Below are 25596 nucleotides of genomic sequence, written 5' to 3'. Positions count from 1 at the left end.
TCAGCCGGCAATCAGGACAGCGAGGATGGCGATGGCCGCAGGAAGCGCCTGGATGACGAAGATCTTCCGCGAGGCCGTTGCACCCCCATATAGGCCCGCGACCAGCACACAGCCAAGGAAAAACAACTGAATTTGATAGCCGAAGCCAAGATCGGGATGCAGCAGGCCCCAGATCAGGCCGGCGGCGAGAAAGCCGTTGTAGAGACCCTGGTTGGCAGCCATGACCTTCGTGGATTCAGCCTGCTCCGGCTTGAGGCCGAAAGCACGGCGGCCGGTCGGCGTGGTCCAGAGAAACATCTCCAGGACCAGAATGTAGATGTGCTCGAGTGCGACCAGCGCTACCAGTGTCGAGGCGAAATAAGACATACGATTCCCCCTGAGGCAGCGGCGATTGCGGCTACACTTGGAGCGTGTTTAGCCGAATTCGCGCGGCGCCTCTACGGCGTTTTGCGACGGAAGAACCCGGCGATGGTGACCGCCGCCAGCGCAAAGGCAAGCCCGTACCAGGTGATGGCATATTGCAGGTGGCTGTTGGGCAGATCGACTTGCGTGACCCCGCCTTTCGGCAGGCCGCCCGGTACCGGTGTCGCATCCGCATCGAGGAAGAAGGGCAGGACGCGGTCTTCCGGCAGGCCAGTGGAGGCCGCCATGCGGGTCAGGTCTTTCCAGTAGAAGATGTTGGCGCCTTCGTCGTTATCAGGGACCAGCGATGACGGCTTCTCGTTCAGCTTCGTACGGGCCAGACCGGTGATCGTCTGCTGCCCCTCAACCAGGCTTTCCGGGCGCGTCTTCGGTTCCTTGCGGTCGTAAGGCACGAAGCCCCTGTTGACGAAGAGGTACTTGCCATCCGCCAGTTCGAGCGGCGTGTAGAGATAGAAGCCGGACTGGCCGTCAAAGGTCGCGAGGAAGTGGCGCTCCTTGTCGTGCAGGAAGCGACCGCTTGTGGTGGCGTGGCGGTAGTCGATCTCCTCGCCGGCCGCCAGACGCACCGCGATATCCGAGACGTCGACGGCCGGGGCATGGCTGCGTTCGTCGATCGCAGCGAGCAGGCTTTCCTTCCAATGCAGACGGTTGACCTGCCAGGTGCCGAGCGACAGCAAGATGGCCATGGCGAGCGGAACCAGCACGAGACCGGCCCAGAAGCGCCAGCCGCGGCCCGACTTTTTGACGACCTCGGTCTGCTCAACCACGGTCGATGACCCCGGGGGCGGCGTTGTTGCGGTATTGCAGCGCGATCAGCAGAGCCTTCAGCGTACGCATCAGCCAGAGCGTCAACGCGACACCGAGGGGAGCGAAGACCAGAATGTGCAGCCACACCGAAGGCTGGTAGGTGAGTTCGACCCAGACGGCAAACCCGACGACCAGAAGGTCGGCGAGCAGGATGACGAAGATCGCCGGGCCATCGCCCGCGTCGATGAAGGAATAATCGAGCCCGCAGGAGGCACACCGTTTCTTCGGTTTGGTCAGGCCATCGAACAGCTTGCCATTCCCGCAGCGCGGGCAGGAAGCGGAAAGCGCGGCCTTCATCGGGTCGACGGGTGCGTATTGTGCGTTGTCGTCGGTCATAACAATCCCTCCTTTGGGACATTCCAGCCGTCTGGCCAACCCTTAGAGCAGGTCGGTGTTCCCTCCCAGTCCCCACAGGGTCGCAGGCAGTGCCGCAGGAAGGAAGTTGAAATGAAAAAGGGCGGCTTGCGCCGCCCTTCTATCCTTTCGGCCGCATTCAGCCGGCGTGCAGCGGCGCGCCCCAATCGCCCCAGATGTAGATGGCGAAGAAGAGGAAGAGCCAGACAACGTCAACGAAATGCCAGTACCAGGCAGCAGCTTCGAAGCCGAAGTGCTGCTTCGGGGTGAAGTGGCCGGCAAGCGCACGGAACAGGCAAACGATCAGGAAGATCGTGCCGACCAGAACGTGGAAGCCGTGGAAACCGGTCGCCATGAAGAAGGTCGCGCCATAGATCGAATTCTTGAAGTCGAACGGCGAGTGCATGTACTCGTAGGCCTGGACCGCCGAGAACAGGATACCGAGCAGGACGGTCAAGACCAAGCCGGAGACCACACCCTTACGATCGTTGTGCAGCAGAGCATGGTGAGCCCAGGTGACACAGGTGCCGGAGAGCAGCAGGATCACGGTGTTGTAGAGCGGCAGGTGCCAGGGGTCGACGACCTCGATGCCCTTCGGCGGCCAAGTGCCACCGGTGAACTCGACGCGGCTTGCCTGGATGGCTTCATTCGCGAAGAGGCTGGCGTCGAAGAAGGCCCAGAACCAGGCGACGAAGAACATCACTTCCGAAGCGATGAACATGATCATGCCGTAGCGAAGGTGCAGCGAGACAACGCGCGTGTGGGCGCCGGAATGCGCTTCCTTGATCGTATCCGCCCACCAGGCGAACATCGTGAAGAGCACGATGGCAAGACCGATGTAGAACAGCCACGGATGGGCAAGCTCCAGACCGAACAGCTTGAAGGAACCGCCGTTCAGATAGCGCATGTAACCGACGCCACCGAAGGTCAGGACGAAGGCGCCGATCGAGGCCAGGATCGGCCAGGGGCTGGGATCGATAATGTGGTAGTCGTGGTTCTTCTGGTGCGCTTCGGCCATTTCAGCAATCCCCGAATGTCAATTTCATTACGAGACCCGTCTTACCGGACCCCTCTCACAGTTTCGGCTGTATCTTGCCCTTATCCACGTTCAGCGCTGCTACCGGCTTGTCGTCTTCGCGCGGATAGAAGGTGTAGGAAAGGGTAATCGTTCCGATGTCCTTGGTCTCTTCCGCATCGACGATGGCGGGATCGACAAAGAACACAACAGGCATTTCCAGCGTCTCGCCCGGCTGCAACGTGGTCTTGGTGAAGCAGAAGCACTGGACCTTGTTGAAGTAGGCACCGGCTTCGCCCGGAGAGACGTTGAAGACGGCCTCCCCGGTCACGGGCGTCGACGAGTTGTTCGTCGCGACATAGCGAATTTCAACGGTCTCGCCGATCTTCGGCGTGACCTTCTTGTCGACCGGCTTGAAGTCCCAGTTCAGACCGCTCGACACGTTGGCGTCGAAGGTCACGTTGATGGTCTTGTCGAGAACAACGTCGGACATCTGTTCGACACGCTGCGTGGTGCCGCCGTAGCCAGTCACCTTGCAGAACATCTGGTAGAGGGGAACGGCGGCGAAGCTCATGCCGACCATGGCACCGACGAAGACGACACAGGCAGCGGCAACGCCAAAATCGCGGCGGGTCGCGCTGCGTTCGGGCATTTTCGGCGTGTGGTTAATCGGTGCCTCGGCCATGGCTATCTCCGTCAGCCCATATTGCTGATCTTGATGATCGTCACAGCGTAGAAAATCGCGACGAGCAGCGCGAGAACGACGCCGAGGGCGATGTTGCGACCGCGGCGCGACTTCTTCTGAACCTCGTTAAGCTGGATGGTTTCCATCAGGCGGCACCTCCGAGAGACAGGATGGCAGGCGCGACATAGAGATCGACCATGAGAGCCGAGAAAATCGCGAAGAGATAGAAGATCGAATAGCCGAAGAGCTTCTTGGCCGGCACCATCTTCTCATCGCCGTCTGCCATGCGCCAGACGGCGATGGAACAGTGGATGAAGATGGCGCCGAGAAGAGCAGCGACAATGCCGTAACCGATCGAGGACAGGCCGGTAACGGTCGGAAGCACGCCTGTGATGGCGGTCAGCACGGCATAGAGCGCGATCTGACGCTTGGTCGAGGGGATGCCGGCGACGTTGGGCATCATCGGAACGCCGACGGCGCCGTAGTCCTTCATCTTAAACAGCGCCAGTGCCCAGAAATGTGCCGGCGTCCAGAGGAAGATGATCATGAACAGGATGAAGCTGTCGAGGGAGACGCCACCCGTCACGCAGGCCCAGCCGACCATGGGCGGGAAAGCGCCGGCCGCACCGCCGATGACGATGTTCTGCGGGGTCGAGCGCTTGAGCCACATCGTGTAGACGACGGCGTAGAAAAAGATGGTGAAGGCCAGCAGGCCGGCTGCGAACCAATTGACCGCAAGACCGAGGATGGCGACCGAGAACACCGAGAGCACGAGACCGAAGGCCAGCGCTTCGTGCGGGGTGACGCGGCCAGCCGGAACCGGGCGGGTAGCCGTGCGCGACATCACTGCGTCGATATCGGCGTCGTACCACATGTTGAGCGCGCCGGACGCCCCTGCCCCGACGGCGATACATAGGATAGCGATAAAGCCAATGACCGGATGGATCGAGCCCGGGGCCAGGACGAGACCGGCCAGTGCCGTGAAGACGACGAGCGACATGACGCGCGGCTTCAGAAGCGCGAAGAAATCGCGCGGGCCGGCTTCGGACAGGCGGACTTCGCCCTCGATGCCGAATACGTCGCGATTGTCGATGACTGTCATTCTGTTGCTTTCCGTCTTCCGTGTGGTCTTTCGGGCGCCGCAATCTTGATGACTGCGACGCCCGATCGTCTGTTGGATGCGAAGATCCGCTTACTTGATCTTCGGCAGCTGTTCCCACTGGTGGTACGGCGGCGGCGAAGACAGCTGCCATTCCAGCGTGGTTGCACCTTCACCCCAGGGGTTGTCACCGGCGACGCGCTTCTTGGCGAAGGCTTCGAAGACGCCGTAGAGGAAGACGAGAACCGCGAAGGCCGAGATGTAGGAGCCGATCGACGAAACATAGTTCCAGCCGGCATAAGCATCCGGATAGTCGATGTAGCGGCGCGGCATGCCAGCGAGACCGAGGAAGTGCTGCGGGAAGAACACCAGGTTGACGCCGATGAACATGATCCAGAAGTGCAGCTTGCCGACGAACTCGGAGTACATGTAGCCGGTCATCTTCGGGAACCAGTAGTACCAGCCGGCGAAGATGGCGAAGACGGCGCCGAGCGACAGAACGTAGTGGAAGTGAGCCACGACGTAGTAGGTGTCATGCAGCGAGCGGTCGAGGCCGGCATTGGCGAGCTGGACGCCCGTGACGCCACCGACGGTGAACAGGAAGATGAAGCCGATTGCCCAGACCATCGGGGTCTTGAAGGTGAGCGAGCCGCCCCACATCGTCGCGATCCAGGAGAAGATCTTGATGCCGGTCGGCACCGCGATGACCATGGTTGCGAAGAGGAAGTAGCGCTGGGCGGCGAGCGACAGGCCGACCGTGTACATGTGGTGTGCCCACACGACGAAGCCGACGGCGCCGATGCCAACCATGGCGTAGGCCATACCGAGGTAGCCGAAGACCGGCTTCTTCGAGAAGGTCGAGACGATGTGGCTGATGATGCCGAAGCCGGGCAGGATCAGAATGTAGACTTCCGGGTGACCGAAGAACCAGAACAGGTGCTGGTAGAGGATCGGGTCACCGCCGCCTTCCGGCGCGAAGAAGGTCGTGCCGAAGTTGCGGTCGGTCAGCAGCATGGTGATGCCGCCGGCGAGAACCGGGAGCGACAGGAGCAGCAGGAAGGCCGTGACCAGAACGGCCCAGGCGAACAGCGGCATCTTGTGCAGGGTCATGCCCGGCGCACGCATGTTGAGAATGGTGGTGATGAAGTTGATCGCACCGAGGATCGAGGACGCACCGGAAACGTGGAGCGCGAAGATCGCAAGGTCAACGGCAGGTCCCGGCTGGCCGGATGTCGCAAGTGGCGGATACATGGTCCAGCCACCGCCGACGCCGTGGGCACCCGCCGGACCTTCGACGAACATCGAGAGGACGAGCAGCAGGAACGCCGGGACGATCAGCCAGAAGGAGATGTTGTTGAGGCGCGGGAAAGCCATGTCCGGAGCGCCGATCATGATCGGGATCATCCAGTTGGCGAAACCGCCGATCAGCGCCGGCATGACCATGAAGAAGATCATGATGAGCGCGTGCGCCGTGGTGAAGACATTGTACATGTGCTTGCCGGCATCGATGGCGGAATCGCCTTCGGCGCCGTAGACCATAGAGGCCAGGCCATGGAAGATCTGGATGCCGGGCTCCTGGAGCTCGGCACGCATGGCAACCGACAGAGCACCACCAATGATACCCGCGATGATCGCGAAGATCAGGTAGAGCGTACCGATGTCCTTGTGGTTGGTCGAAAACAACCAGCGAGCAGCAAAGCCCGGCTTATGGTCGTGATGCGCATCGTGCGCGTGTTCGTCGTGGGCAACAGAGCCGGCCATTGTCCTCACTCCTCTCAGTTCGTGATGTTTTCAGCGCTCTGGACGGCGGCCGGAGCCCCGTCGACAGCAGCCATCAGCGCCTTGTTTGCGCCAGCAAGATCAGATGCAGCCGCCGCGAGCCAGGTCGCATACTGCTCTTCGGACACGACACGGATGGCGATCGGCATGAAGGAGTGATCCTTGCCGCACAATTCCGAACACTGGCCGTAGTACAGACCTTCGCGATCCGCCTTGAACCAGGTCTCGTTGAGGCGACCCGGGATCGCGTCGATCTTGATGCCAAAGGCGGGCATGGCGAAGGCGTGGATGACGTCGGTCGGAGCAGCGGTGACGAGCATTCGGACCGTCTTGCCGACGGGAACGACCACTTCGTTGTCGACGGCGAGGAGGCGCGGGTAACGCGCGACGTCTTCCTTGCCGGCGGCGGCTCGGTCGGTTTCCTTCAGCATGTAGCTATCGAAGGAGACGGCCTGCTCACCCTGATATTCGTAGGACCAGAGCCACTGTGTGGCGGTGGCCTTCACCGTCAGATCCGGGTTTTCCGGCATCTTCAGCTGATAGGTCAGCAGGTTGAAGGAGGGGATCGCGATGGCGAAGAGGATCAGAACCGGAGCGACCGTCCAGACGATCTCGATTGCCGTGTTGTGGCTGGTCTTCGACGGCACCGGATTGGCCGATGCGCGGAACTTAACCACGACGAGAATGAGAAGGATCAGAACAAAGATGGTAATCGGAACGATGAACCACAGGGTGTATTGCTCGAACCAGCGATTCTTCTCCATGATAGACGTCGCGGCTTCCTGCATACCCATCTGCCAGGGCTTCGGCTGGTCTGCGAAGCTGGCAGAAGCGAAAAGCAGACAGACCAGAGCGGTCAAGGCTGCATAGGTTCTCTTCATCACGGTCTGGTCTCCCACAAGCGCTTGATCCACATCAAACCATAGCGCAAAAATCATGCTAGTGTCGCCGTTTAAAATCACAGATCGGCCGCATTCGCAATACGCTGAGGCGAAAGCCGGTGCGGCATTTTTGCGCTTGATCAATTGCCAGGCGCCTTCCTTCACAGGCTTTTCCCCAACCGGCTGCGCCGGCCGCCTCGAATGCCCGCCAGAGGCGCGCAGCCAGTCCCAATTATGCCGCAGTCGACCGTAAAACAGGCGTCGGGGCTTTCCATTTCCCCACCCGAACGACAAGAATGTGCGGGATGATTCGTTTTCCAGAGGTATTCATGGGTCTTTCGAGACGTGTCTGGTCTGGCCTTGCCGCATCGGCTGTGCTTTTCGGCACGCTTGCGGCCCCGGCGCAGAGCCAGCAAACGCAGCAGCAGCCGGGTTCGGTGCGCTCCAATCACGGCGCCTGGTCGGTGATCTGCGACAAGCCGGCAGGCGCCACCGCCGAACAATGCGCGCTGATGCAGAACGTGATTGCGGAAGACCGGCCGGAGGTTGGTCTCTCTGTGGTCGTGTTGAAGACGGCCGACCGCAAGGCACGGATCCTGCGCATCCTCGCGCCGCTCGGCGTACTGCTCAAGGACGGGATGGAGCTCTTCGTCGACGGCAACAACATCGGCCGCGCCTATTTTACCCGCTGCTTCTCCGAGGGCTGCTATGTCGAGGTCGAGATCGACGAGGAGCTGATGAAAATCCTGCGCGCCGGCAAGGCCGCTGTCTTTGCGCTGCGCGAATCCGCCGATCAGGACCGCGTCGGCATTCCGATCGAGCTCGCCGGCTTTGGCGAGGGTTACGACACGCTGCCTTGAGCGCGCGGTCGCCTTATCGTGATGACATTCCAGATTGAGGGCAAGTCCGGCGGGCTTGCCCCTTTTTCTTTGGGCGCCTACATGCTTGGTCAATGCGCCCAAGGAGACATGCATGACCCAGGACCTTCTCTCCCTCTTCGACTGCGACGATGCCACCCTGACGCGGCGCGTGGCAGACGCCCTGAAGGGCGCTGACGACGGGGAGCTGTTCGTCGAACATGCCCAGGCGGAATCGCTGACGTTCGACAACGGCCGCCTGAAGGGGGGCTCGTTCAACACCGACCAAGGGTTCGGCCTTCGGGCGGTTGCGGGCGAAGCGGTGGGTTATGCCCATGCCGGCGAACTGTCGCTCTCTGCCCTCTCCCGCGCGGCCGATGCTGTCGGCGCCGTCACCCACGGACATTCCGGCTCCTATGCGGCCGCGCCGCAGCGGACGAATTCCAAGCTTTACGGCGACGGCAACCCGATCGGCTCGCCAACCTTCGAGGAGAAGGTGAAGCTGCTGTCGGAGATCGACGCCTATCTGCGCGACAAGGACCCGAAGGTGCGGCAAGTTACGGCGACTGTGGGCGCAAGCTGGCAGGTGGTCGAGATCCTGCGCGCCGACGGGCACCGCGTCCGCGACATCAGACCGATGACTCGGATCAACATCTCCGTCGTGACGGGACAGGGAGACCGGCAGGAAAGCGGCTCTTTCGGAACCGGCGGTCGTATGGGCTTCAACGACTTCCTGACCACCGAAAGCTGGCAGCGCGGGGCGGACGAGGCGCTCCGTCAGGCGCTGGTGAACCTGGAGGCGCAGGAAGCGCCAGCCGGCACGATGGATATCGTACTCGGCAATGGCTGGCCGGGCGTCATGCTGCACGAAGCCGTCGGCCACGGACTGGAAGGCGACTTCAACCGCAAGAAAACCTCGGCCTTTGCCGGACTGATGGGCGAAATGGTGGCCGCTCCCGGCGTGACCGTCGTCGACGACGGCACGATCAACGACCGGCGCGGCTCGATCACCATCGACGACGAGGGCACACCATCGGCCTATAACGTGCTGATCGAGAACGGAAAGCTGGTCGGCTACATGCAGGACCGCCAGAATGCCCGACTGATGGGCATGAAGGCGACGGGGAATGGCCGACGCCAGGGTTATGCTCACCAGCCGATGCCGCGCATGACCAATACCTACATGCTCTCGGGCGACAAGACGCCGGAAGAGATCATCGCCTCCGTCAAGAAGGGCATCTATGCCGTCTCCTTCGGCGGCGGTCAGGTGGACATCACCTCGGGCAAGTTCGTCTTCGGCTGCACCGAAGCCTATCTGATCGAGAACGGCAAGATAGGCGCGCCGGTCAAGGGTGCGATGCTGATCGGCAACGGGCCGGACGCCATGAAGCGGATCACCATGATCGGCAACGATACCAAGCTCGACACCGGGATTGGCAACTGCGGCAAGGCGGGCCAGTGGGTCCCCGTCGGCGTCGGCCAGCCGCATCTGAGGATGGACCAGATCACCGTGGGCGGGACCAAGGCTTGATCGGCAATGCGCTGGTGCCGGAGCTGGGCGTCAGCGACTGGCGCAGGAGCCGGGCCTTCTACTGCGATCTTGTTGGCTTCGAGGTTGCTTATGAACGGCCCGAGGAAGGCTTCAGCGACCTGACGCTTGGTAAGGCGCAATGCGCCGATTGAACAACCTTACCGGCCGAGGCTCGATCTGCAGATCGGGGTTTTTGATCTCGGCAAAACTTTAGGTCGCCCGGGAGAGTGAGGCCGCACCTTGCATGAATGGAAATTTCCATTACTCTATCAGCAAGGAGAAACCCCCATGACATCGCTCACCGTCACCCAGAAGGGCCAGGTCACGCTTAAGCGTGAGTTGCTGCAGCATCTCGGCATCAAACCGGGAGAGCGGATCGCACTGGAGAAATTACCGGGGGGTGAATTGCGTGTTCGGGCTGAGCGCCCAACGGGTAGCATCTCGTCTTTTATCGGCCGCCATGCCGGCAAAGTAGAGAAGCCACTGACCCTTGAGGAGATCAACGAGATTGCAGCGAGCGGCTGGGCCGGCGATCAATGAACATTTCAGTCGACACGAATGTCTTGATCCGCGCTGTTCTCCAGGACGACCCTGTTCAGGGGCCTGCTGCGGCCAGGATCATGTCAGAAGCCTCGCTGATCGCGATCTCTTTGCCCTGTCTCTGCGAATTCGTCTGGGTGCTCAGTCGCGGTGCAAAGCTCTCTGTGAGCCAAGTGGCACAGTCGATCCGCGACCTCTTGGAAACGCAGAATGTTGCAATGAACCGCCCCGCGGTGGAAGCGGGGCTGGCCATGATGGAGGCTGGTGGCGATTTCGCTGACGGTATCATAGCCCACGAGGGCAAATGGCTTGGTGGCGAAATGTTTTATTCGTTTGACAAGAATGCTGTCGCACTCCTGACGAAGGTCGGGGAGCTTGCGGACATCCCGTCGTGACCTGTCGATCAACTAACTGCTGAAGTCCCGATTTTCACCCCCGCGCTGGCATCAGCACGCAGTCGTAGCGCTGGCGGACCAGCTTGTCGCAGGCGGTGCGGGCCTCTTCCTTGGTTTCGAAGCCGGTGAAGCGGGCGCGGTAGAAGGTGGTGCCGTTGCGCGTGACCATCTCGGTATAGGTGTCGAGGCTCTTCAAGGGACCGCCGACCTTGTCGCGGGCGTCCGAGAGAAGCTCCATGGCGGCTTGGGCAGAGGTCGCGGCGGCGATCTGGATCTGCCACTTGCGCTCGCCCGTGGTCGAGGTCGCAGAGGCTTGCTGCGCGCCCTGAGTGGCCGCAACCTTGCCTGCACCAACGCTGGCGCGCGGGATGGCTGCCGTGAGCGGCTCCTGTGCCGGAGCGAGATCCCCCTCGGCATAGGCGGCGGCGACCTCGGTCGTCCCGACGCCCGTGGCGCCGGCCATGCCCTGGACGGCGGCCACCGCGCTCTGGCGCGAGGCCGGAACCGGGATGGCGTCGCCCAGCCGCGCGAGGTCCATCTGCACGCCGGTCGTGCGGCTCGCCACGAGCTGCGTTCCGGTGGAGGCCTTCTTGATGTTCGCGTCGATCAGCTTTTCCATCAGCCTGTCGCGACTTGCGGCCGTGCGGCCGCCCATGACCACGCCGATCACGCGGCGGCCATTGCTCTCGACGGCGCTGACGAGGTTGAAGCCCGACGCATTTGTATAGCCGGTCTTGATGCCGTCCATGCCCTTGTAGCGATACATCAGATTGTTGTGGCCGTTGATCGTGCGGCCGCGGAAGGCGAAGCTCTTGGTAGCAAAGAGCTCGTAGTCCTTGGGGAAGTCGCGGATCAGGGCGACGCCGAGGGTCGACATATCGCGCGCGGTGGTGAACTGCTGGTCGTGCGGCAGGCCGGAGGCATTGAAGAAGGTGGTGTTGAGCATGCCGAGCGAGCGCGCCTTGCGAGTCATCAGGGCGGCAAAGCCCTCTTCCGAACCGCCGATCTTCTCGCCGACGGCAGTCGCCACGTCATTGGCCGACAGCACGATCATGGCCAGCACGGCTTCCTTGACCGTAATCGAGTCTCCCGCCTTGACGCGAAGCTTGGTCGGCGGGCGGGCGGAGGCGTATTTGGAGAAGGGAACGGGGCTGTCCCAGGAAAGGTTGCCGGCGTGGATCGCATCAAGGACCATGTAGATGGTCATCATCTTGGTGAGCGAGGCCGGATGGTTCAGCTCATCCGGGTTTTCGGAGGCCAAGACCTCGCCGGTGCGCGCATCAAGGAGAAGCTGGGCGCTTCCGGCTTCAGCCGAGGTCGAGAGAGACAGGATCGCCACGCAAAACGAAAACGCGATCAACAACTTCTTCATGAAAACTCCAAATGCCGCCTGGATTTCGATGATGGATCAGGCTTGCATGATTCTCTCGACGCGCCGTCCCGGGTGCTGCGCTTAGGGCAAGAATGGGGCGACAATCAGCCGAGCAGGATCAAATGCAACCAATGATCCACAGAAGGTCACCCAACCATGGTTAGCAACCGGTTAACTCTGCGAGCAAGTTCTACCAAAGCGCCGGATCTCTGCCTCCCTCCCCTATCGGCCCAATCCTTCCGCAAGCTTACTTGCGCAAGGCGACCCCACCCGTTCCCTCCTTCGCCAAGGCATCCGCCGGATTGACCAGATTGCAGCGCTTCATCGACAGGCAGCCGCAGCCGATGCAGCCATCGAGATCATGGCGCAGACGCTGAAGCAAACGGATGCGCGCATCCAGTCGCTCGGCCCAGCCGGTCGCGATGCGGCGCCAATCAGCCGGCGTCGGAGTGCGCCCGGCCGGCAAGGCTTGTAGCGCTTCAGCCACTTCCGAGAGCGGCAATCCCACCTCCTGGGCGGCGCGGATCAGCGCGAGACGTCGCAGGACATCGCGGCCGTAACGTCGCTGGTTGCCGCCGGTGCGATCTGCCGCAATCAGGCCTTTGCGCTCGTAGAAATGGATCGCTGAAACGGCAAGGCCGCTGCGGCGTGCGACGTCGCCAACACTCAGCAGGGAGATTTCTTTCGACATGGGCTTTACCTCAACTTAAGTTGAGGTTGTAGCATCCAAGCCCGACCCGACAAAGACCCTCTCTGCAAGGATGCTCCATGCCGAATACCAAAGCCATTTCTGTCGATGCCGTCCCATCCGGTCACGTACCATCAGTTTCGGGCCGGGAGACGGCCGATACGATGCTCCACGGTCGGTGGATCGAGCTGTTGACGCCACGCCATGCGACCACCACCGTGATGCTGTGCATGGGTGTTGCGCTCTTTGCGTTCAACGGCTTTCTCGTCACCACGGTCCTCCCGAGTGCCATCGCCGAGATCGGCGGCGGCCACCTGATCGCGTGGACGGTGTCGCTCTATCTCATCGGCTCGATCGTCTCCGGCGCCAGTGCGGCTGCCTTGAAGGGGCGCTTTGGGGCAAGGCTTGTCATGCTGGCCGCAACCCTGTTGTTCCTCGCCGGCACGCTTGTCGCAGCCCTTGCCCCTGCCATGCCGCTGGTCCTGCTCGGCCGAACGGCGCAGGGGCTCGGGGAAGGCATTGTCGCTGCGCTCTGCTATGCGCTTATTCCGACGCTCTATCCGGCGCGCCTGGTGCCCAAGGTGTTCGGTGCGGAAGCGATGGTCTGGGCGGTGGCTTCGTTCGGCGGTCCCTTTGCCGCAGGGTGGATTACCGAGACCCTATCCTGGCGTGCAGCCTTCCTGGTGAACATACCGCTTGCGCTGATCTTCCTTCTGCTCGTGTTGAAGACGGCAACCCCACATTCTTCTGCTGACGCTGGCGGACGGATGCCGCTTTCTCCACTGCTCCTGCTCGCGGCCGGCATGCTGCTGCTGTTGTCCGCAGGATCGATCGTCGACCTCCGACTTTCGGCACTCACAGTCCTCGGCGGCATCCTTCTGGTTGGCCTGAGCGCATCCCGGGATCGCGGGTCTCGTGATCGGTTGATGCCGCAAGGCGCCTTTGGACTGGGTTCGACCGTCGGGACGGGTCTGTGGGTGGTGCTGCTGATGCCGGTGGCACAGGCAACCAGCGCGGTCTACATCGTCTACGGGCTCCAACATGTCTTCGGCTATGGTCCGACGGCCGCCGGTGGTCTCGGTGCCGTGATGGCGATGAGCTGGAGCTTGGTTGCCGTTGTCATCGCCAACCTCCGTTCGGCAAGGGCGCGAAGGCGCGCCATCCAGGGTGGGCCGGTGCTGCAATGCGCCGGCATGATGCTGGTCGCGGCCGGCATGGCCTTGCACATCCTGCCGGTTCTGGTGCTCGGCCAGGTGCTGGTCGGGGCGGCTTTCGGATCGAGCTGGTCCTATCTCAATCAGATGTTGATGGCCGCAAGCTCGGCAGAGGACCGCGACAAGACCTCTGGCCTTTTGCCCACGCTGCAATCGGCCGGTTATGCGATCGGCGCGGCTCTCGCCGGTCTCACCGCCAACAGTCTCGGCTTTGCCGAAATGTTGGGTCCCGACACGTTGCGCCTCGCGCTGGCGGGAACCTTTACCGTTCCCATCCTCTGGACGCTTCCCGCTATCGTTCTTGCGCGGCGAGCGGTGAGGTTGGCGCTCTCCCCCTGGGGTTCGGAACCTGGCTTGAATTGAGACGAATGCATTGAGTGAAGCTTAAGGACTTCGCCGGTAGGTTGACCGCAATGTAAAAAGGGGTCCAGGCAGGAACGATGGCGGGACGGCTCAGACACGGCATCAAACGGGCGGTGATTACCGGCGGGCTGGAGGTCTCCTTCTGGCTCTCCTGGCTGGGACTGTTGAAGTCCGCACGGGGGCACGGGGTGATCTTCACGCTTCATCACGTGCGGCCGGTCGACGGCGAGGCTTTTCAGCCGAACCGGCATCTCGACATAACGCCGGAGTTCCTCGATGCGGCGATCGTGTCGCTCAAGCGCGCCGGGTATCTCTTCATCCGGCTCGACGAGGTGCCCGCGGCACTCGCCGGACCGGTTGCGGACCAGCCCTTTGTCGTTTTCACCCTGGATGACGGATTTCGCGACAATGCCGCGCATGCGCTTTCCGTCTTCGAGCGCCACGCGGTCCCCTTCACGATCTTTGTCTGCAAAGGCTTGTCTGAGCGAAGCCATACCATGTGGTGGGAGACGGCAGCGGCCCTAATTGCCAGGCAGAAACGGCTGACGCTCTGCCTGCCCGCCGGCCGCATCGACGTGGACTGCAGCACCACCCGGGCCAAACAGGCCGCCTTCGACATGGTGGCGCATGCGGTGTTTTCCGGCGACGAGACCAAGTCCGTCGCCCAGCTCGATGCCGCTGCCCAGGCAGCCGGCATCAATCCGTATGCTCTGGTGGCCGAAACCGTGATGGATCGCGATGAGTTGCTGGCGCTGAGCCAGCATCCGCTGGTCTCCTATGGCGCCCATACCGTGAGCCACCGGGGCCTGGACGCCATGACGGATACCGAGATTCTGGCCGAACTCAACGACAGTGCCGACTATGTCGCCGGCATCACCGGTGCGCGACCGGTGACCTTTGCCTATCCCTACGGAGATGCCCGCAGTGCCACGCCGCGCACGGCAGGTTATGCCGAATGGGCGGGTTTCCCGCTCGCGGTCACGACCCGCCCGGGGACCTTGTCGCCAGCCTCACTCAATGCGCCGCAGCTTTTGCCCCGCGTCTCCTTGAACGGGCTCTACCAGAAGTCCCGTTATGCCCGGGCCCTGGCATCGGGGATTCCCTGGCGTCTCGGACGCGGCTGAAAACGACAGCGCAGCCTTCCGATCAGGGATACATGCGCACCTTCGACCAACCATCGCCGTCGCGGCGGAATTCGATGCGGTCGTGCAGGCGGAACTTGCGGTCGTGCCAGAATTCGATCGACTTCGGGATGATGCGAAAGCCAGACCAATGAGGCGGACGCGGCACGTTTCCGAGCGCATATTTGGCCGTGTATTCTGCAACGGCCTTCTCCAGCGCGAAGCGGCCTTCGAGCGGGCGGGACTGTTTCGAGGCCCAGGCACCGATGCGGCTGCCGAGCGGGCGTGACTGATAGTACTCGTCGGCTTCCGCGTCCGAAACAACCTCGACCTCACCCCGCAGGCGGATCTGGCGGCGGAGTGATTTCCAATGAAAACACATTGCCGCCTTTTTCTGGCCGAGAATTTCCTGTCCCTTTTGGCTCTCAAAATTCGTGTAGAAAACGAAGCCGCGAGAATCGAACCCCTTGAGAAGCACCATCCGCACGTTCGGAAGACCATCTGCATCCACGGTGGCCAGCGCTACCGCATTGGGATCGTTGATCTCCGAAGCCTCGGCATCCTTGAGCCAGGCGGCGAACAGGGCGAAGGGTTCGCTCTCCTCGGTAAAGTCACCAGTTGTTAACCCGACTTCTGACATATTGTCTCAATTGCTCCTGATCTGCATACTGGCCATCGGCGCGAAGCACCGGATGGAAGGGCCCTTGAGAGACATAGCAAAGTCGGTTGAGCGTACAAAGGGTAGCTGCATGCGCAAAGCCTCGATGATCCTCCTCATCGCTGCGACACTTCCGCTCAGCGGCTGCTTCGGCGGCAGCATGGACCTGTTTGGCTCCGACAGCGTCGACAGTTCGATCTCGACGTCGACCGTCTCCAAGAAGGGCAATCCCTCCAGCCACTCTGACGAACTCACCGTGCAAAGTGCGGTATCCTCCGCCGATCTCAACAAGACCGACGGCAAACCGCTGCCCTGGGCCAATGCCACCACGGGCAGTGCCGGCGTCGTGACCGCCATCCAGGAAGAGAAGGGCCAGGGCTTCATCTGCCGCAACTTCTCCACGACCCGCCATTCCTACGAGGGTATCGCCTATTTCTCCGGCAAGACTTGCACGTCGGGGACTGGCAATTGGGAACTTATGAGCTTCGATCGCCGTTCGTAAACGGCGGCCTGATGTCCGGTCGCATTTGAAAGGTTTGCTTAAGCAAGCCGAAAGAATAGCCCGACCGCCACCTGCTCCATGTAACTTTCAATTAGCGAATTGCGTGCGACGGTTTCGGCCTATTGTTTGCCGCCACCGCCATGTCTTCGGCGTGGTTACCGTATTTCTGCGACTCCAGGCGCCATGAAAGGGCCTCGTCGCGTTCGCTAGTTGGTGTCATCAATGCGTGACTTCTATTCGATCCTGGGCGTGAAGCGCGATGCGGGTGCGGACGAGATCAAGGCCGCGTGGCGCACGAAGGCAAAATCCACCCATCCGGACCAGAACCGGGACGACCCGAACGCCCACAACCGTTTTGCCGAAATGGGTCGCGCGTACGAAGTGTTAAAGGACCCGGCCAAGCGTAGCCGCTACGACCAGCAGCGCTCCAAGGTGGAGGCGCTCGAGCGCGAACAGACCATCATGCAGCAACGGAACGCCGCCCGCGAGGCCGCGGAAAAGGCCAAGCAGGCGAAGGCCAATGCCGAGCGCATCATGGCGGAGCTTGCTCAGGCAGAGGCCGAAAAGGCCAAGGCCGAAGCCGCCGCTGCCGCCAAGGCAGATGCCGCAAAGGCGGCCAAGCAGGAGAAGGCGGCCAAGGCGCAGGCCCAGAAGTCCGAGCCAGCGGATGCAGAGACGTCCACCAAAGCATCGTCCGAGGGCGTATCGGGTCAAGCCGGCAAGGCGCAGGCGTCGGCCACCGGCACCGCCAACGGCAAGGCCGAAGGACCGGAGGAAACGGTTTCCCGCATTTTCGGCGACAGCCCTGAAGCGGCGGCCGCGGCGGAGCAATTGAAGCGAGACCAGGAAGACTCCGACATCAACGACGGCATCCCGCTGCGGGGTTCGAGTTCGCCACTGCTGGCGCCGATCGAATTGTTCAGTTCGCTCGTGCGGCGCCTGCGTCGTACCCCTCCTCCTCCACCGCCGGAAAAGGCGCCTGATGTCTTTGCCGAAGCCGTGGTTGCGATTTCAGACTTGCTGGAACAGAAGGCCGTACCCGTCACGCTCACGGATGGCCGTGAGGTGCGCGTGCCACTCAGTGGCGCCACGGAGGGTCATGTCGTCAAGCTGAAGGGCCAGGGCCTGAAATTCCAGGGACTTCTTCGGGGTGACCTTGCCGTCACCATCCGCATCCTGCGCCACGATCGCTTCGTCGTCGATGGATATGATATCAAGACCGTCCTGCCGATTACGCTGGAAAATGCCGTGCTTGGTTGCGAAACCGAGGTCGAAGGACCGGAAGGCGGGGTGAAAGTGACCGTGCCACCGTGGTCGAATTCCGATCAGGTGATCCGCATCGAGGCGCTCGGCCTGCCGGACGGCGATGGCGGGCGCGGCGCGCTCATCGTCGAACTCCGGGTCATGCTCTGGGAGAAGCCGGACGAGAAGGTGACGGACCTGATGCGCCTGATGCGCGAGGGCCTTTACATCTGAGGTCAGCACGGGATCGACGGGCCGTGGAACCTGGGCCGATCCGTGTGACCGGACCAGATTGTTTCGAATTTTCAAACATACATCCATTGTTGGCCCGACCACGTGCGGCGTCCGCTTCAATCTTGAACGGCGGAACGGGCTATGCCATAGGCAACACCACTCGACAGTTCAGGGGATGCATTATGGTTCAGGGTTCGGGCCTCATGGCAGGCAAGCGCGGCGTCATCATGGGCGTCGCCAACAATCGCTCGATTGCCTGGGGCATCGCCAAGGCCTGCCGCGACCAGGGTGCCGAAATCGCGCTGACCTGGCAGGGCGATGCGCTGAAGAAGCGTGTCGAACCGCTGGCCGCCGAGCTGGATGCCTTCCTCGCCGGCGATTGCGACGTCACCAATCTCGAGAGCATTGATGCGGTCTTTGCCAATATCGAGGCCAAGTGGGGCAAGATCGACTTCGTCGTGCATGCGATCGCCTTTTCCGACAAGGACGAGCTGACCGGTCGCTACATCGAGACGACGCGCGACAACTTCACCCGGACCATGGACATTTCCGTCTACTCGTTCACGGCGGTCGCCGCACGGGCCGAGCGGATCATGAACGATGGCGGCTCGCTTTTGACGCTCACCTATTACGGTGCCGAAAAGGTCATGCCGCATTACAACGTCATGGGCGTCGCCAAGGCGGCACTCGAAGCTTCCGTCCGTTACCTCGCCGTCGACATGGGCGCCCGCGGTATCCGCGTCAACGCGATCTCCGCCGGCCCGATCAAGACGCTCGCAGCGTCGGGCATCGGTGACTTCCGCTATATCCTCAAGTGGAACGAGTATCATTCGCCGCTTAAGCGCAACGTCACCACGGACGAGGTGGGCCGGTCCGGGATGTACCTGCTGTCTGACCTTTCGACCGGCGTGTCCGGCGAGGTGCATCACGTCGACTGTGGCTACCACACCGTCGGCATGAAGGCGGTGGACGCGCCGGACATCGTGCTGGGCAGGGACTGAGACCGGAGTTTGGCGCCGTGATTATCTACATGATCCGTCACGGCCAGACAGACTGGAACGCCGAGGGGCGGATGCAGGGGCAGAAGGATATCGGCCTCAATGCGACCGGGCGCGCTCAGGCGAGCGACAACGGGCGCAAACTCGGACAGATCCTCGGCGAGACCGCGACCGAATTCGACTTCGTCAGTTCGCCGCTCTGGCGTACCCAGGACACCATGGAGCGGGTGCGGACCTCGATGGGACTGCCGGCCCAAGGCTATCGTCTCGACGACCGCCTCAAGGAGCTGTCTTTCGGCGACTGGGAGGGCTCCACGCTTGCCGAACTCGCGCGGGTCTCGCCCGAAAGGGTCCAGGAGCGGTCGCGGCAAAAGTGGAGCTTCATCCCCCCGGGAGAGGATGCGGAGAGCTACGAGATTCTCTCCTGGCGGATTGGTGCATGGCTCGCCTCGGTCGATCGGCCGACCGTCTGCGTCAGCCATGGCGGCGTGATCCGCAGTTGCTTCAGACTCGTCGGGAACGTGGATGAAGACACGGCTTGCGAAATGGACATTCCGCAGGACCGTATCCTGAAAATCGAGCGCGACGGCGGTTCAGACACCAGCAGGATCGGCTGGATCTAGGATCATCGCCGGTAGTAGCGCGGACCACCGCAAGGGCGATCCCGCCTCACTGCACGACTTCGAGATCGTCGATGACCCGCTTGCCGTCGACTTCGGTGTAGAAGACGATGACCTTCTGACCCTTCTCCAGTCCCTCGAAGTTAAACTCGTCCGGAACCGTGTAGGTCTTGCCGTCGTCGAGCATCAAGCTCATGCCGTCGACGTTGACGGCAGCAATCGTCGCCTCCACGTCGTGGCTGCCGGCATAGGCAGCGATCGGAGAGAGGAGGCTTGCCGTTCCAAGAAGGAGGGAAATCAGGACGCGCATACGAACCACCTTCGACCAAATCAATGCTGAAAACGAGTACAAGATAGGCCTCCGGAATATGGCAAAATTTGCCCGACGACGTGTCATTTCAGTGGGATTGTGAAGACGAACGCGGCTGTGATCAAGCCGTAGGCACATTTTATCCCCCCCGTTGACGTTCTCTGTTCCGACTATCCGAGAATTGCCAGCCGCGCGTGTCGATCGCGCCGGAGCGACGACCAAATGTTCTCGTCGAAATTCTAAATTAACCGCCGTCGCATAGGCTTACCGCAATAGGGATTAAAGGGTTGGTAGCGTTGCGTAACTTGAAAGCAGGGCCGCGGTCCGACGGCAAATGGGGCAACGGCATCTTCTTGCTGGCAGGTGGCGCATTGATTGGCGCACTGATCGTCGTCGCCGGGTTCCTGATCGATCGCAACACCGCTGCCCATGAACGCAAGCGTGTCGAGCACATCGTGCAGGACGGGCTCGACCACGCCGCCCACGCGATTCGCGAAAAACTCACGAAAAACGTCCAGCTGGCGCTCGATCTGGCGGATGACATGGCCGACGACCCGATGCTCTCTGCGAGCGAGTTCAACCGCACCGTCGCCATGCTTACAGCGACAAACCCCTACATTTCCTCGATCCACCTGCAGCCTTTGGAAGACCGATATCGGATGGCTTTCGACCCGATGATGTCGGCGTCCGGGCACAGGCTATCCATCGACATTCCGGTCCCTCCGATGGCCTGGCAAAGCGCTCAAGATTGGCAATCGCTGCTGATCGAGATCGATTCAGTCACCTTCATGGAGGCGGTCGAGATCGGCAGGAATGAGCCGGGGATTTCCCCTGGCGAGAATGGCGGCGTGACGATCGCCATCGGCCAGACGACCCCTCATGGCGTTGTCGAGATCATTTTGGGTGACCCGAAGCTGGCAGAGGAAAAGACGCTCACTTTGCCGGTCCAGGTCGACGGCCTGTCTCTCGTCGTCCTCGGCATGCCGGAAGAGGGATGGGACGCGGCCATGAACCGGCTGTTGCCGAGCCGCCTTTTGCTGGCCGCCGGTGTGGGCGCCATGATGCTATCCATTCTGCTCGCCATCGTGCTGCTGCGTGAGCGCAATCTGAACATCCAGAGACTGCGGGCACGTGAGGAGCGACTGCTGGAGCTTTCGCAGCGGTTCCAGCTGGCACTGGAAACCTCCAACATCGGCATCTGGGAGATTGACGAGGCTACCCATTCGCTGCTCTGGGACAACCGCACGGCCGGGCTGCACGGGCTGCCGGTGAGCCTGGACGAAGAGGAAGACCGTCTGGCGGACTGGTATGGATGCATTCAGCCCGACGATCTCGGGCGGGCCGAACAACTCTATTTCGACAGCGTGATCGCACGCACCACCGACAGCTGGGACGTCGCCTACCGCGTACCGCTGAGCGACGACAGCTTCCGCTATCTGCGGTCGGTCGGCGCACGGACGGCGGACGGGCGGATCACGGGCATCGTCTGCGACGTGACGACGGACACGCTGATGACGCAGTCGCTCAGCCGGGCGAAAGAAAACAGCGACATCAAGAACGCGGAACTGGAACTCGCGCTCGAGGAGCTGTCGAGCCGCGAACATCAGCTGGCCGAAGCCTCCCGGCGGCTCGACCTGGCACTCGGTTCCTACAATTGTGGCACCTGGGAAGGCGATCCGGTCACCAAGACCGCCGTCTGGGACGAGCGCATGCATCAGCTCTACGGCGTGCCCTATAGCGACAAGCCCGTGCCCGAGCATGTCTGGCTCTCGCGGCTGCATCCTGAGGAGCGCGGCGAGATCCAGCTTGCCACCAAACGTGCGTCCACGCTCGACCAGACGCTCAACACGACGCAGAAAGTGGTGCTGCCGAACAACGAGATCCGCTACATCCGCTCCGTCGGGCAGCCGCATATCGGGCGCGATGGGCGCAAGAAGCTGATCGGGATCGCTTTCGACGTCACGGCTGACGCCCTCCTTGCGGAGCAGATGCGGGCGGCAAAGGCCGAGGCAGATATGCGCAATATCGAGCTGGAGCTTGCCAAAAACCGGATCGAATTCAACGCATTGCACGATCCGCTCACCTCGCTTGCCAACCGCCGCAAGCTCGACCTCGAGCTCGATGGACTGAGCCGTGGCAACTCCAGCCAGCGGGCCAAGTTCGCAATCCTGCACCTCGATCTCGACCGCTTCAAGGAAATCAACGACACGCTCGGACATGCGGCGGGCGACGCCATGCTGGTGCACACGTCGGAAGTTCTCAGACGTCACGTGCCGCGGGGTGACCTCGTTGCCCGTATCGGCGGCGACGAGTTCGTCGTTCTGGCAAGACGCGCGACCTCGACGGAAGAACTGACCAGTCTTGCTGGCCGGATCATCGAAGAGATGCGCCAACCCATCGATTTTGAAGGTTTCGACTGTCGCTGCGGCGTGTCGATCGGGATCGCGCAGGCTTCCGGGTTGATGCCGGATGCGCGCAAGGTCCTGATCAATGCCGACATCGCGCTCTACCAAGCCAAGGAAAAGGGCCGCAACTGCTACGAGTTCTTCACGCCGGACCTGCAGGCGAACATCGTCGCGAAGAAGCGGATGGCCGACGACATGCTGGCGGGCCTGGAGCGCGACGAGTTCATCGTCTGGTACCAGCCGCAATTCGAAGCCGAGAGCATGCAGCTCTGTGGCGCGGAAGCCCTGGTGCGCTGGCGTCACCCCGATCGCGGCGTGCTGGCCTCCGGCAATTTTCTCAAGGTGGCCGAAGACTTGAACGTCATGGCCCGTATCGACCAGTTGGTGCTGCAGACGGCGCTGAAGGACCAGATGCGCTGGACCGCCATGGGCATGGCCGTTCCCCGGATTTCGGTAAACGTCTCCTCCAAGCGCCTGCATGACGAAAACCTGATCGAGCAATTGCAGGGGCTCGCGATCACGCCGGGTTCGATCTGCTTCGAGCTGGTGGAATCGATCTTCCTCGACGAAAGCGATACCAAGGCGACCGAAAACATCGAGAAGATCAAGGCGCTTGGCATTGACATCGAAATCGACGATTTCGGCACCGGCCACACGTCCATCGTCTCGTTGCTGAAGTTGAAACCGAAGCGCCTGAAAATCGACCGTCAGTTAGTGATGCCGATTACGGTCCAGCCGCAGGAGCGCAGCCTGGTGCGCAACATCGTCGAGATTGCCCGCTCTCTCGGCATCGAGACGGTGGCCGAGGGGGTCGAAACGCAGGAGCATGCCGGCATGCTGCGGCAGCTCGGCTGCGACTATCTGCAGGGCTACGCCTTCGCCAAGCCGCTCTCCTTTGACGACTTTACCCGCTTCGTCGGGCGTCTGCCGCAGCAAAAGGCGTCATGACGACGCCGCGCGCCGCCGTTTTCCGGCGCTGTGCCGTAGATCCCGCCCGCCGGATTTCCGGGCGGGCGGGTCGAAAACCCCTTCCCCCCCTTCCCGGATTTGCTCTATGAGTGACCCCATCCAAGGCAAGGCCCGCCGGAAGTCGTTCCGGCCGGGGAGAATGGAACGGTAGCTTACGCATGTCGCACAATACCTTCGGTCATCTCTTCCGTGTCACCACCTGGGGCGAAAGCCACGGGCCGGCGCTCGGCGCGGTCGTTGACGGCTGCCCTCCGGGCGTCCGGTTCCGACAGGAGGACCTGCAGGTCTTCATGGACAAGCGCAAGCCCGGCCAGTCGCGTTTCGTCACCCAGCGACGCGAGGACGATATCGTCAAGGTGCTGTCCGGCGTGATGCCGCAGGAAGACGGCACGATGATCACCACCGGCACGCCGGTGTCGCTGTTCATCGAGAACACCGACCAGCGCTCCAAGGATTACGGCGAGATCGCCAAGCGCTATCGTCCAGGCCATGCCGACTACACTTATGACCTGAAATACGGGATCCGCGACTATCGGGGCGGCGGACGCTCGTCGGCGCGCGAAACCGCCGCCCGCGTCGCGGCCGGCGCGCTGGCACGGCTTGCCATGCCCGGTGTCACCATTCGCGGCGCGCTGGTGCAGATCGGGACGCACAAGATCAATCGCGCCAACTGGGATTGGACGCAGGTCGACCAGAACCCGTTCTTCTGCCCTGATGCGGCGATGGTGCCCGTGTTCGAGGACTATCTCGACGGCATCCGCAAGGCGGGTTCGTCGGTCGGCGCCGTTATCGAGGTGGTGGCCGAAGGCGTGCCGGCCGGGATCGGCGCACCCGTCTACGGCAAGCTCGACCAGGAGATTGCAGCCGGCCTCATGTCGATCAACGCCGTGAAGGGCGTCGAGATCGGCAACGGTTTTCAGGCTGCCGAGATCACCGGCGAGGAGAATGCCGACGAGATGCGCATCGGCGCCGATGGCAAGCCGGTTTTCCTATCCAACCACGCCGGCGGCATCCTGGGCGGCATTTCGACCGGCGAGCCGATCGTGGCGCGTTTCGCAATCAAGCCGACTTCTTCCATCCTGACCGAGAAGCGATCGATCGATGCTGACGGCAACGAAGTTGACGTGCGCACCAAGGGCCGCCACGATCCCTGTGTCGGCATCCGGGCGGTGCCTGTCGGCGAAGCGATGGTCGCCTGCACCATTCTCGACCATATTCTGAGAGACCGAGGCCAGAACGGCCGTACCAGATAGGGGCCTTTGCCATGAGCTATGACCAGAAGCGCGTCGTCGAAGCCATCAGGGCGTTTGAGGCTGGCGAAATCGTGGTGGTCATGGATGACGACGATCGTGAGAACGAAGGCGATCTGATCGTGGCTGCGGTTCACTGCACCGCCGAGAAGATGGCTTTCATCGTCCGCCACACCTCGGGCATCGTCTGCGCCCCCATGCCGAAGGAAGAGGCCAAGCGCCTGAACCTCTCAGCCATGGTGGCGGACAATGACAGTGCCCATACGACGGCGTTTACGGTTTCCGTCGACTTCAAGCATGGCACCACGACCGGTATTTCGGCCGATGACCGGACGCTGACGGTGCGCAACCTCGCCAACCCGAATGCCGGTGCCAGCGACTTCGTTCGTCCTGGGCATATCTTCCCGCTGGTCGCCCGCGAGGGCGGCGTGCTCATGCGGTCGGGCCACACTGAAGCGGCCGTCGACCTCTGCAACATGGCGGGGCTTCCACCGATCGGGGTGATTTCCGAACTGGTGAACGATGATGGCACGGTCATGCGTGGGCCACAGGTCTCGGCCTTCGCCGTCCAGCACGGATTGAAGCAGGTGTCCGTCGCCGATCTCATCGCCTATCGGCAGCGCAAGGAAACCCTGATCGAGCTGAAGTCGACGTTTGACGTACAGACGCCTTACGGTCCGGCCAAGGCCTATGCCTATTCCCTGCCCTGGGACCCGATGCAGCATTTGGCCGTCGTTTTCGGCGACATCCGCGACGGGGAAGACATTCCGGTGCGGCTGCACCTTGAGGATGTCGGCCGCGACGTCTTCGGCGTCAACCGGCAAATCGACGGCATCATGAAGCGGATCTCGGAGAAGGGACGCGGCGTGATCGTCTATCTGCGCGAGGGCTCTGTCGGCGTCGGCGTCTCGACCACCGCTCGCAGCGGCAAGCATGATCGCGAAGCGCATGCGGAGGCTCAGGCCCGCGAGAGCGAATGGCTGGAAATCGGCCTCGGCGCGCAGATCCTCAAGGATCTCGGCGTGACCTCGATCCGGCTCTTTTCGTCGCGCGAGCGCCACTATGTCGGCCTGGAAGGCTTCGGCATCAAGATTTCGGCGACCGAGATCGTGTGAGGCTCAGCGCAGCAGTCCTGTATCGCATGGCACTTACAGCTGACATTGACAATGGACGGTGGCTGATTGCCCCATCCCGCCCCTTCTCCTCAAGGGGAGGAAGGAGTGTCACTGTTGGCTCGCATCTGTACAACGTCACGCAGCAGCCACCCACCTCCCCTTGAAGGGG

General features: G+C 62.0%; 27 protein-coding genes. 14 read left to right on the top strand and 13 right to left on the bottom strand.

Translation table 11 applies throughout. The annotated features are described in order from the left end of the window. The 9 genes from ACT53S_RS04880 to coxB all read right to left on the bottom strand — a co-directional run bounded on the left by ACT53S_RS04880 (position 1) and on the right by coxB (position 7043). Positions 1-366 (bottom strand): DUF1304 domain-containing protein, encoded by a 366-nt coding sequence (locus ACT53S_RS04880; protein ID WP_476066112.1) that lies wholly within the window; start codon positions 364-366, stop codon positions 1-3. A 71-nt stretch (positions 367-437) separates the two neighbouring features. Beyond that, positions 438-1109: an SURF1 family protein gene (locus tag ACT53S_RS04875; RefSeq protein ID WP_476066639.1), complete on the bottom strand. Its 672-nt coding sequence runs from the start codon at positions 1107-1109 to the stop codon at positions 438-440. 73 nt (positions 1110-1182) lie between these two features. Next, on the bottom strand, positions 1183-1566 hold the full coding sequence (locus tag ACT53S_RS04870) for a DUF983 domain-containing protein (RefSeq protein WP_113375757.1): 384 nt from the start codon (positions 1564-1566) through the stop codon (positions 1183-1185). Positions 1567-1723: 157 nt separating this feature from the next. Next, positions 1724-2602, bottom strand: a complete 879-nt coding sequence (locus ACT53S_RS04865; protein WP_113375758.1) for a cytochrome c oxidase subunit 3 — start codon at positions 2600-2602, stop codon at positions 1724-1726. A 55-nt stretch (positions 2603-2657) separates the two neighbouring features. Continuing rightward, positions 2658-3251 (bottom strand): cytochrome c oxidase assembly protein, encoded by a 594-nt coding sequence (locus ACT53S_RS04860; protein WP_476066638.1) that lies wholly within the window; start codon positions 3249-3251, stop codon positions 2658-2660. Positions 3252-3295: 44 nt separating this feature from the next. Next, positions 3296-3430, bottom strand: a complete 135-nt coding sequence (locus ACT53S_RS04855; protein ID WP_113375759.1) for a hypothetical protein — start codon at positions 3428-3430, stop codon at positions 3296-3298. After that, the gene (locus ACT53S_RS04850; protein WP_142070332.1) at positions 3430-4386 is read right to left on the bottom strand and encodes a heme o synthase; all 957 of its coding nucleotides are present in this window, start codon (positions 4384-4386) and stop codon (positions 3430-3432) included. The genes ACT53S_RS04855 and ACT53S_RS04850 overlap by 1 nt, the downstream gene beginning before the upstream one ends. Positions 4387-4476: 90 nt before the next feature. After that, positions 4477-6144: a cytochrome c oxidase subunit I gene (gene ctaD / locus ACT53S_RS04845; protein ID WP_142070334.1), complete on the bottom strand. Its 1668-nt coding sequence runs from the start codon at positions 6142-6144 to the stop codon at positions 4477-4479. A gap of 14 nt (positions 6145-6158) precedes the next feature. Then, complete coding sequence (gene coxB / locus ACT53S_RS04840; protein WP_113375932.1) at positions 6159-7043, bottom strand: cytochrome c oxidase subunit II; 885 nt, start codon at positions 7041-7043, stop codon at positions 6159-6161. Positions 7044-7372: 329 nt separating this feature from the next. Between coxB and ACT53S_RS04835 the strand changes: the two genes are divergently transcribed. The 5 genes from ACT53S_RS04835 (at position 7373) to ACT53S_RS04815 (ending at position 10366) form a co-directional block, all read left to right on the top strand. Further along, complete coding sequence (locus ACT53S_RS04835; protein ID WP_142070336.1) at positions 7373-7903, top strand: invasion associated locus B family protein; 531 nt, start codon at positions 7373-7375, stop codon at positions 7901-7903. A gap of 112 nt (positions 7904-8015) precedes the next feature. Then, positions 8016-9431: a metalloprotease TldD gene (gene tldD, locus ACT53S_RS04830; RefSeq protein WP_142070338.1), complete on the top strand. Its 1416-nt coding sequence runs from the start codon at positions 8016-8018 to the stop codon at positions 9429-9431. Next, entirely contained in the window at positions 9428-9583 is a 156-nt protein-coding gene (locus ACT53S_RS04825) for a VOC family protein (RefSeq protein ID WP_476066111.1), read from the top strand. Before tldD ends, ACT53S_RS04825 begins: the two co-directional genes overlap by 4 nt. Positions 9584-9719: 136 nt before the next feature. Further along, positions 9720-9971: an AbrB/MazE/SpoVT family DNA-binding domain-containing protein gene (locus tag ACT53S_RS04820; protein WP_142070340.1), complete on the top strand. Its 252-nt coding sequence runs from the start codon at positions 9720-9722 to the stop codon at positions 9969-9971. Further along, entirely contained in the window at positions 9968-10366 is a 399-nt protein-coding gene (locus ACT53S_RS04815; RefSeq protein ID WP_476066110.1) for a type II toxin-antitoxin system VapC family toxin, read from the top strand. Before ACT53S_RS04820 ends, ACT53S_RS04815 begins: the two co-directional genes overlap by 4 nt. A gap of 34 nt (positions 10367-10400) precedes the next feature. Here ACT53S_RS04815 and ACT53S_RS04810 read toward each other — a convergent pair whose 3' ends face one another. Both ACT53S_RS04810 and soxR read right to left on the bottom strand, forming a co-directional pair. Then, positions 10401-11738, bottom strand: coding sequence for a serine hydrolase (locus ACT53S_RS04810; protein ID WP_476066109.1), 1338 nt, complete (start codon positions 11736-11738; stop codon positions 10401-10403). Between the two features lie 247 nt (positions 11739-11985). After that, positions 11986-12429: a redox-sensitive transcriptional activator SoxR gene (gene soxR / locus ACT53S_RS04805; protein ID WP_113375766.1), complete on the bottom strand. Its 444-nt coding sequence runs from the start codon at positions 12427-12429 to the stop codon at positions 11986-11988. A gap of 77 nt (positions 12430-12506) precedes the next feature. On the opposite strand from soxR, the gene ACT53S_RS04800 reads away from it, so the two are divergent. Continuing rightward, positions 12507-14003: an MFS transporter gene (locus ACT53S_RS04800; protein WP_476066108.1), complete on the top strand. Its 1497-nt coding sequence runs from the start codon at positions 12507-12509 to the stop codon at positions 14001-14003. A 77-nt stretch (positions 14004-14080) separates the two neighbouring features. Beyond that, positions 14081-15127: a polysaccharide deacetylase family protein gene (locus tag ACT53S_RS04795; protein ID WP_476066107.1), complete on the top strand. Its 1047-nt coding sequence runs from the start codon at positions 14081-14083 to the stop codon at positions 15125-15127. Between the two features lie 22 nt (positions 15128-15149). Here the strand turns inward: ACT53S_RS04795 and pdxH are convergent, their stop codons facing one another. Further along, positions 15150-15764: a pyridoxamine 5'-phosphate oxidase gene (gene pdxH, locus ACT53S_RS04790; protein WP_110789629.1), complete on the bottom strand. Its 615-nt coding sequence runs from the start codon at positions 15762-15764 to the stop codon at positions 15150-15152. A gap of 64 nt (positions 15765-15828) precedes the next feature. On the opposite strand from pdxH, the gene ACT53S_RS04785 reads away from it, so the two are divergent. The 4 genes from ACT53S_RS04785 (at position 15829) to ACT53S_RS04770 (ending at position 19381) form a co-directional block, all read left to right on the top strand. After that, complete coding sequence (locus ACT53S_RS04785) at positions 15829-16284, top strand: RT0821/Lpp0805 family surface protein (RefSeq protein WP_476066106.1); 456 nt, start codon at positions 15829-15831, stop codon at positions 16282-16284. 222 nt (positions 16285-16506) lie between these two features. Next, positions 16507-17760, top strand: a complete 1254-nt coding sequence (locus ACT53S_RS04780) for a DnaJ domain-containing protein (protein ID WP_476066105.1) — start codon at positions 16507-16509, stop codon at positions 17758-17760. 182 nt (positions 17761-17942) lie between these two features. Further along, complete coding sequence (gene fabI / locus ACT53S_RS04775; protein ID WP_476066104.1) at positions 17943-18761, top strand: enoyl-ACP reductase FabI; 819 nt, start codon at positions 17943-17945, stop codon at positions 18759-18761. Between the two features lie 17 nt (positions 18762-18778). Further along, positions 18779-19381, top strand: coding sequence for a histidine phosphatase family protein (locus ACT53S_RS04770; protein WP_476066103.1), 603 nt, complete (start codon positions 18779-18781; stop codon positions 19379-19381). A 46-nt stretch (positions 19382-19427) separates the two neighbouring features. On the opposite strand, the gene ACT53S_RS04765 is transcribed toward ACT53S_RS04770, so the two are convergent. Beyond that, positions 19428-19688 carry a DUF1344 domain-containing protein gene (locus ACT53S_RS04765; protein WP_113375772.1) on the bottom strand — a complete coding sequence of 87 codons (261 nt, stop codon included), beginning with the start codon at positions 19686-19688 and terminating at the stop codon, positions 19428-19430. A gap of 296 nt (positions 19689-19984) precedes the next feature. Here ACT53S_RS04765 and ACT53S_RS04760 point away from each other — a divergent pair, with 296 nt between their 5' ends. From ACT53S_RS04760 to ribB, 3 genes are all read left to right on the top strand, one after another. Beyond that, positions 19985-23041, top strand: coding sequence for a bifunctional diguanylate cyclase/phosphodiesterase (locus tag ACT53S_RS04760; RefSeq protein WP_476066102.1), 3057 nt, complete (start codon positions 19985-19987; stop codon positions 23039-23041). Between the two features lie 179 nt (positions 23042-23220). Beyond that, positions 23221-24315 (top strand): chorismate synthase, encoded by a 1095-nt coding sequence (gene aroC / locus ACT53S_RS04755; protein ID WP_476066101.1) that lies wholly within the window; start codon positions 23221-23223, stop codon positions 24313-24315. A gap of 11 nt (positions 24316-24326) precedes the next feature. After that, positions 24327-25427 (top strand): 3,4-dihydroxy-2-butanone-4-phosphate synthase, encoded by a 1101-nt coding sequence (ribB, locus tag ACT53S_RS04750; protein WP_476066100.1) that lies wholly within the window; start codon positions 24327-24329, stop codon positions 25425-25427. The last annotated feature ends 169 nt before the right edge of the window (positions 25428-25596 follow it).

The sequence above is a fragment of the Allorhizobium sp. DMC15 genome (assembly GCF_056314065.1).
Note: the sequence above shows the minus strand (reverse complement) of the source record. Positions and strands in the feature narration are given on the sequence as shown.

Excerpts from the sequence above, each read along its gene's own strand:
- soxR (WP_113375766.1), bottom strand. The coding sequence starts at position 12,429 with ATGTCGAAAGAAATCTCCCTGCTGAGTGTTGGCGACGTCGCACGCCGC.
- ACT53S_RS04820 (WP_142070340.1), top strand. The coding sequence starts at position 9,720 with ATGACATCGCTCACCGTCACCCAGAAGGGCCAGGTCACGCTTAAGCGT.
- aroC (WP_476066101.1), top strand. The coding sequence starts at position 23,221 with ATGTCGCACAATACCTTCGGTCATCTCTTCCGTGTCACCACCTGGGGC.
- ACT53S_RS04795 (WP_476066107.1), top strand. The coding sequence starts at position 14,081 with ATGGCGGGACGGCTCAGACACGGCATCAAACGGGCGGTGATTACCGGC.
- ACT53S_RS04860 (WP_476066638.1), bottom strand. The coding sequence starts at position 3,251 with ATGCCCGAACGCAGCGCGACCCGCCGCGATTTTGGCGTTGCCGCTGCC.
- ribB (WP_476066100.1), top strand. The coding sequence starts at position 24,327 with ATGAGCTATGACCAGAAGCGCGTCGTCGAAGCCATCAGGGCGTTTGAG.
- ACT53S_RS04875 (WP_476066639.1), bottom strand. The coding sequence starts at position 1,109 with ATGGCCATCTTGCTGTCGCTCGGCACCTGGCAGGTCAACCGTCTGCAT.
- ACT53S_RS04855 (WP_113375759.1), bottom strand. The coding sequence starts at position 3,430 with ATGGAAACCATCCAGCTTAACGAGGTTCAGAAGAAGTCGCGCCGCGGT.
- ACT53S_RS04850 (WP_142070332.1), bottom strand. The coding sequence starts at position 4,386 with ATGACAGTCATCGACAATCGCGACGTATTCGGCATCGAGGGCGAAGTC.
- ACT53S_RS04865 (WP_113375758.1), bottom strand. The coding sequence starts at position 2,602 with ATGGCCGAAGCGCACCAGAAGAACCACGACTACCACATTATCGATCCC.
- tldD (WP_142070338.1), top strand. The coding sequence starts at position 8,016 with ATGACCCAGGACCTTCTCTCCCTCTTCGACTGCGACGATGCCACCCTG.
- pdxH (WP_110789629.1), bottom strand. The coding sequence starts at position 15,764 with ATGTCAGAAGTCGGGTTAACAACTGGTGACTTTACCGAGGAGAGCGAA.
- ACT53S_RS04800 (WP_476066108.1), top strand. The coding sequence starts at position 12,507 with ATGCCGAATACCAAAGCCATTTCTGTCGATGCCGTCCCATCCGGTCAC.
- ACT53S_RS04880 (WP_476066112.1), bottom strand. The coding sequence starts at position 366 with ATGTCTTATTTCGCCTCGACACTGGTAGCGCTGGTCGCACTCGAGCAC.
- ACT53S_RS04815 (WP_476066110.1), top strand. The coding sequence starts at position 9,968 with ATGAACATTTCAGTCGACACGAATGTCTTGATCCGCGCTGTTCTCCAG.
- coxB (WP_113375932.1), bottom strand. The coding sequence starts at position 7,043 with ATGAAGAGAACCTATGCAGCCTTGACCGCTCTGGTCTGTCTGCTTTTC.
- ACT53S_RS04765 (WP_113375772.1), bottom strand. The coding sequence starts at position 19,688 with ATGCGCGTCCTGATTTCCCTCCTTCTTGGAACGGCAAGCCTCCTCTCT.
- ACT53S_RS04870 (WP_113375757.1), bottom strand. The coding sequence starts at position 1,566 with ATGACCGACGACAACGCACAATACGCACCCGTCGACCCGATGAAGGCC.
- ctaD (WP_142070334.1), bottom strand. The coding sequence starts at position 6,144 with ATGGCCGGCTCTGTTGCCCACGACGAACACGCGCACGATGCGCATCAC.
- fabI (WP_476066104.1), top strand. The coding sequence starts at position 17,943 with ATGGTTCAGGGTTCGGGCCTCATGGCAGGCAAGCGCGGCGTCATCATG.
- ACT53S_RS04810 (WP_476066109.1), bottom strand. The coding sequence starts at position 11,738 with ATGAAGAAGTTGTTGATCGCGTTTTCGTTTTGCGTGGCGATCCTGTCT.
- ACT53S_RS04780 (WP_476066105.1), top strand. The coding sequence starts at position 16,507 with ATGCGTGACTTCTATTCGATCCTGGGCGTGAAGCGCGATGCGGGTGCG.
- ACT53S_RS04835 (WP_142070336.1), top strand. The coding sequence starts at position 7,373 with ATGGGTCTTTCGAGACGTGTCTGGTCTGGCCTTGCCGCATCGGCTGTG.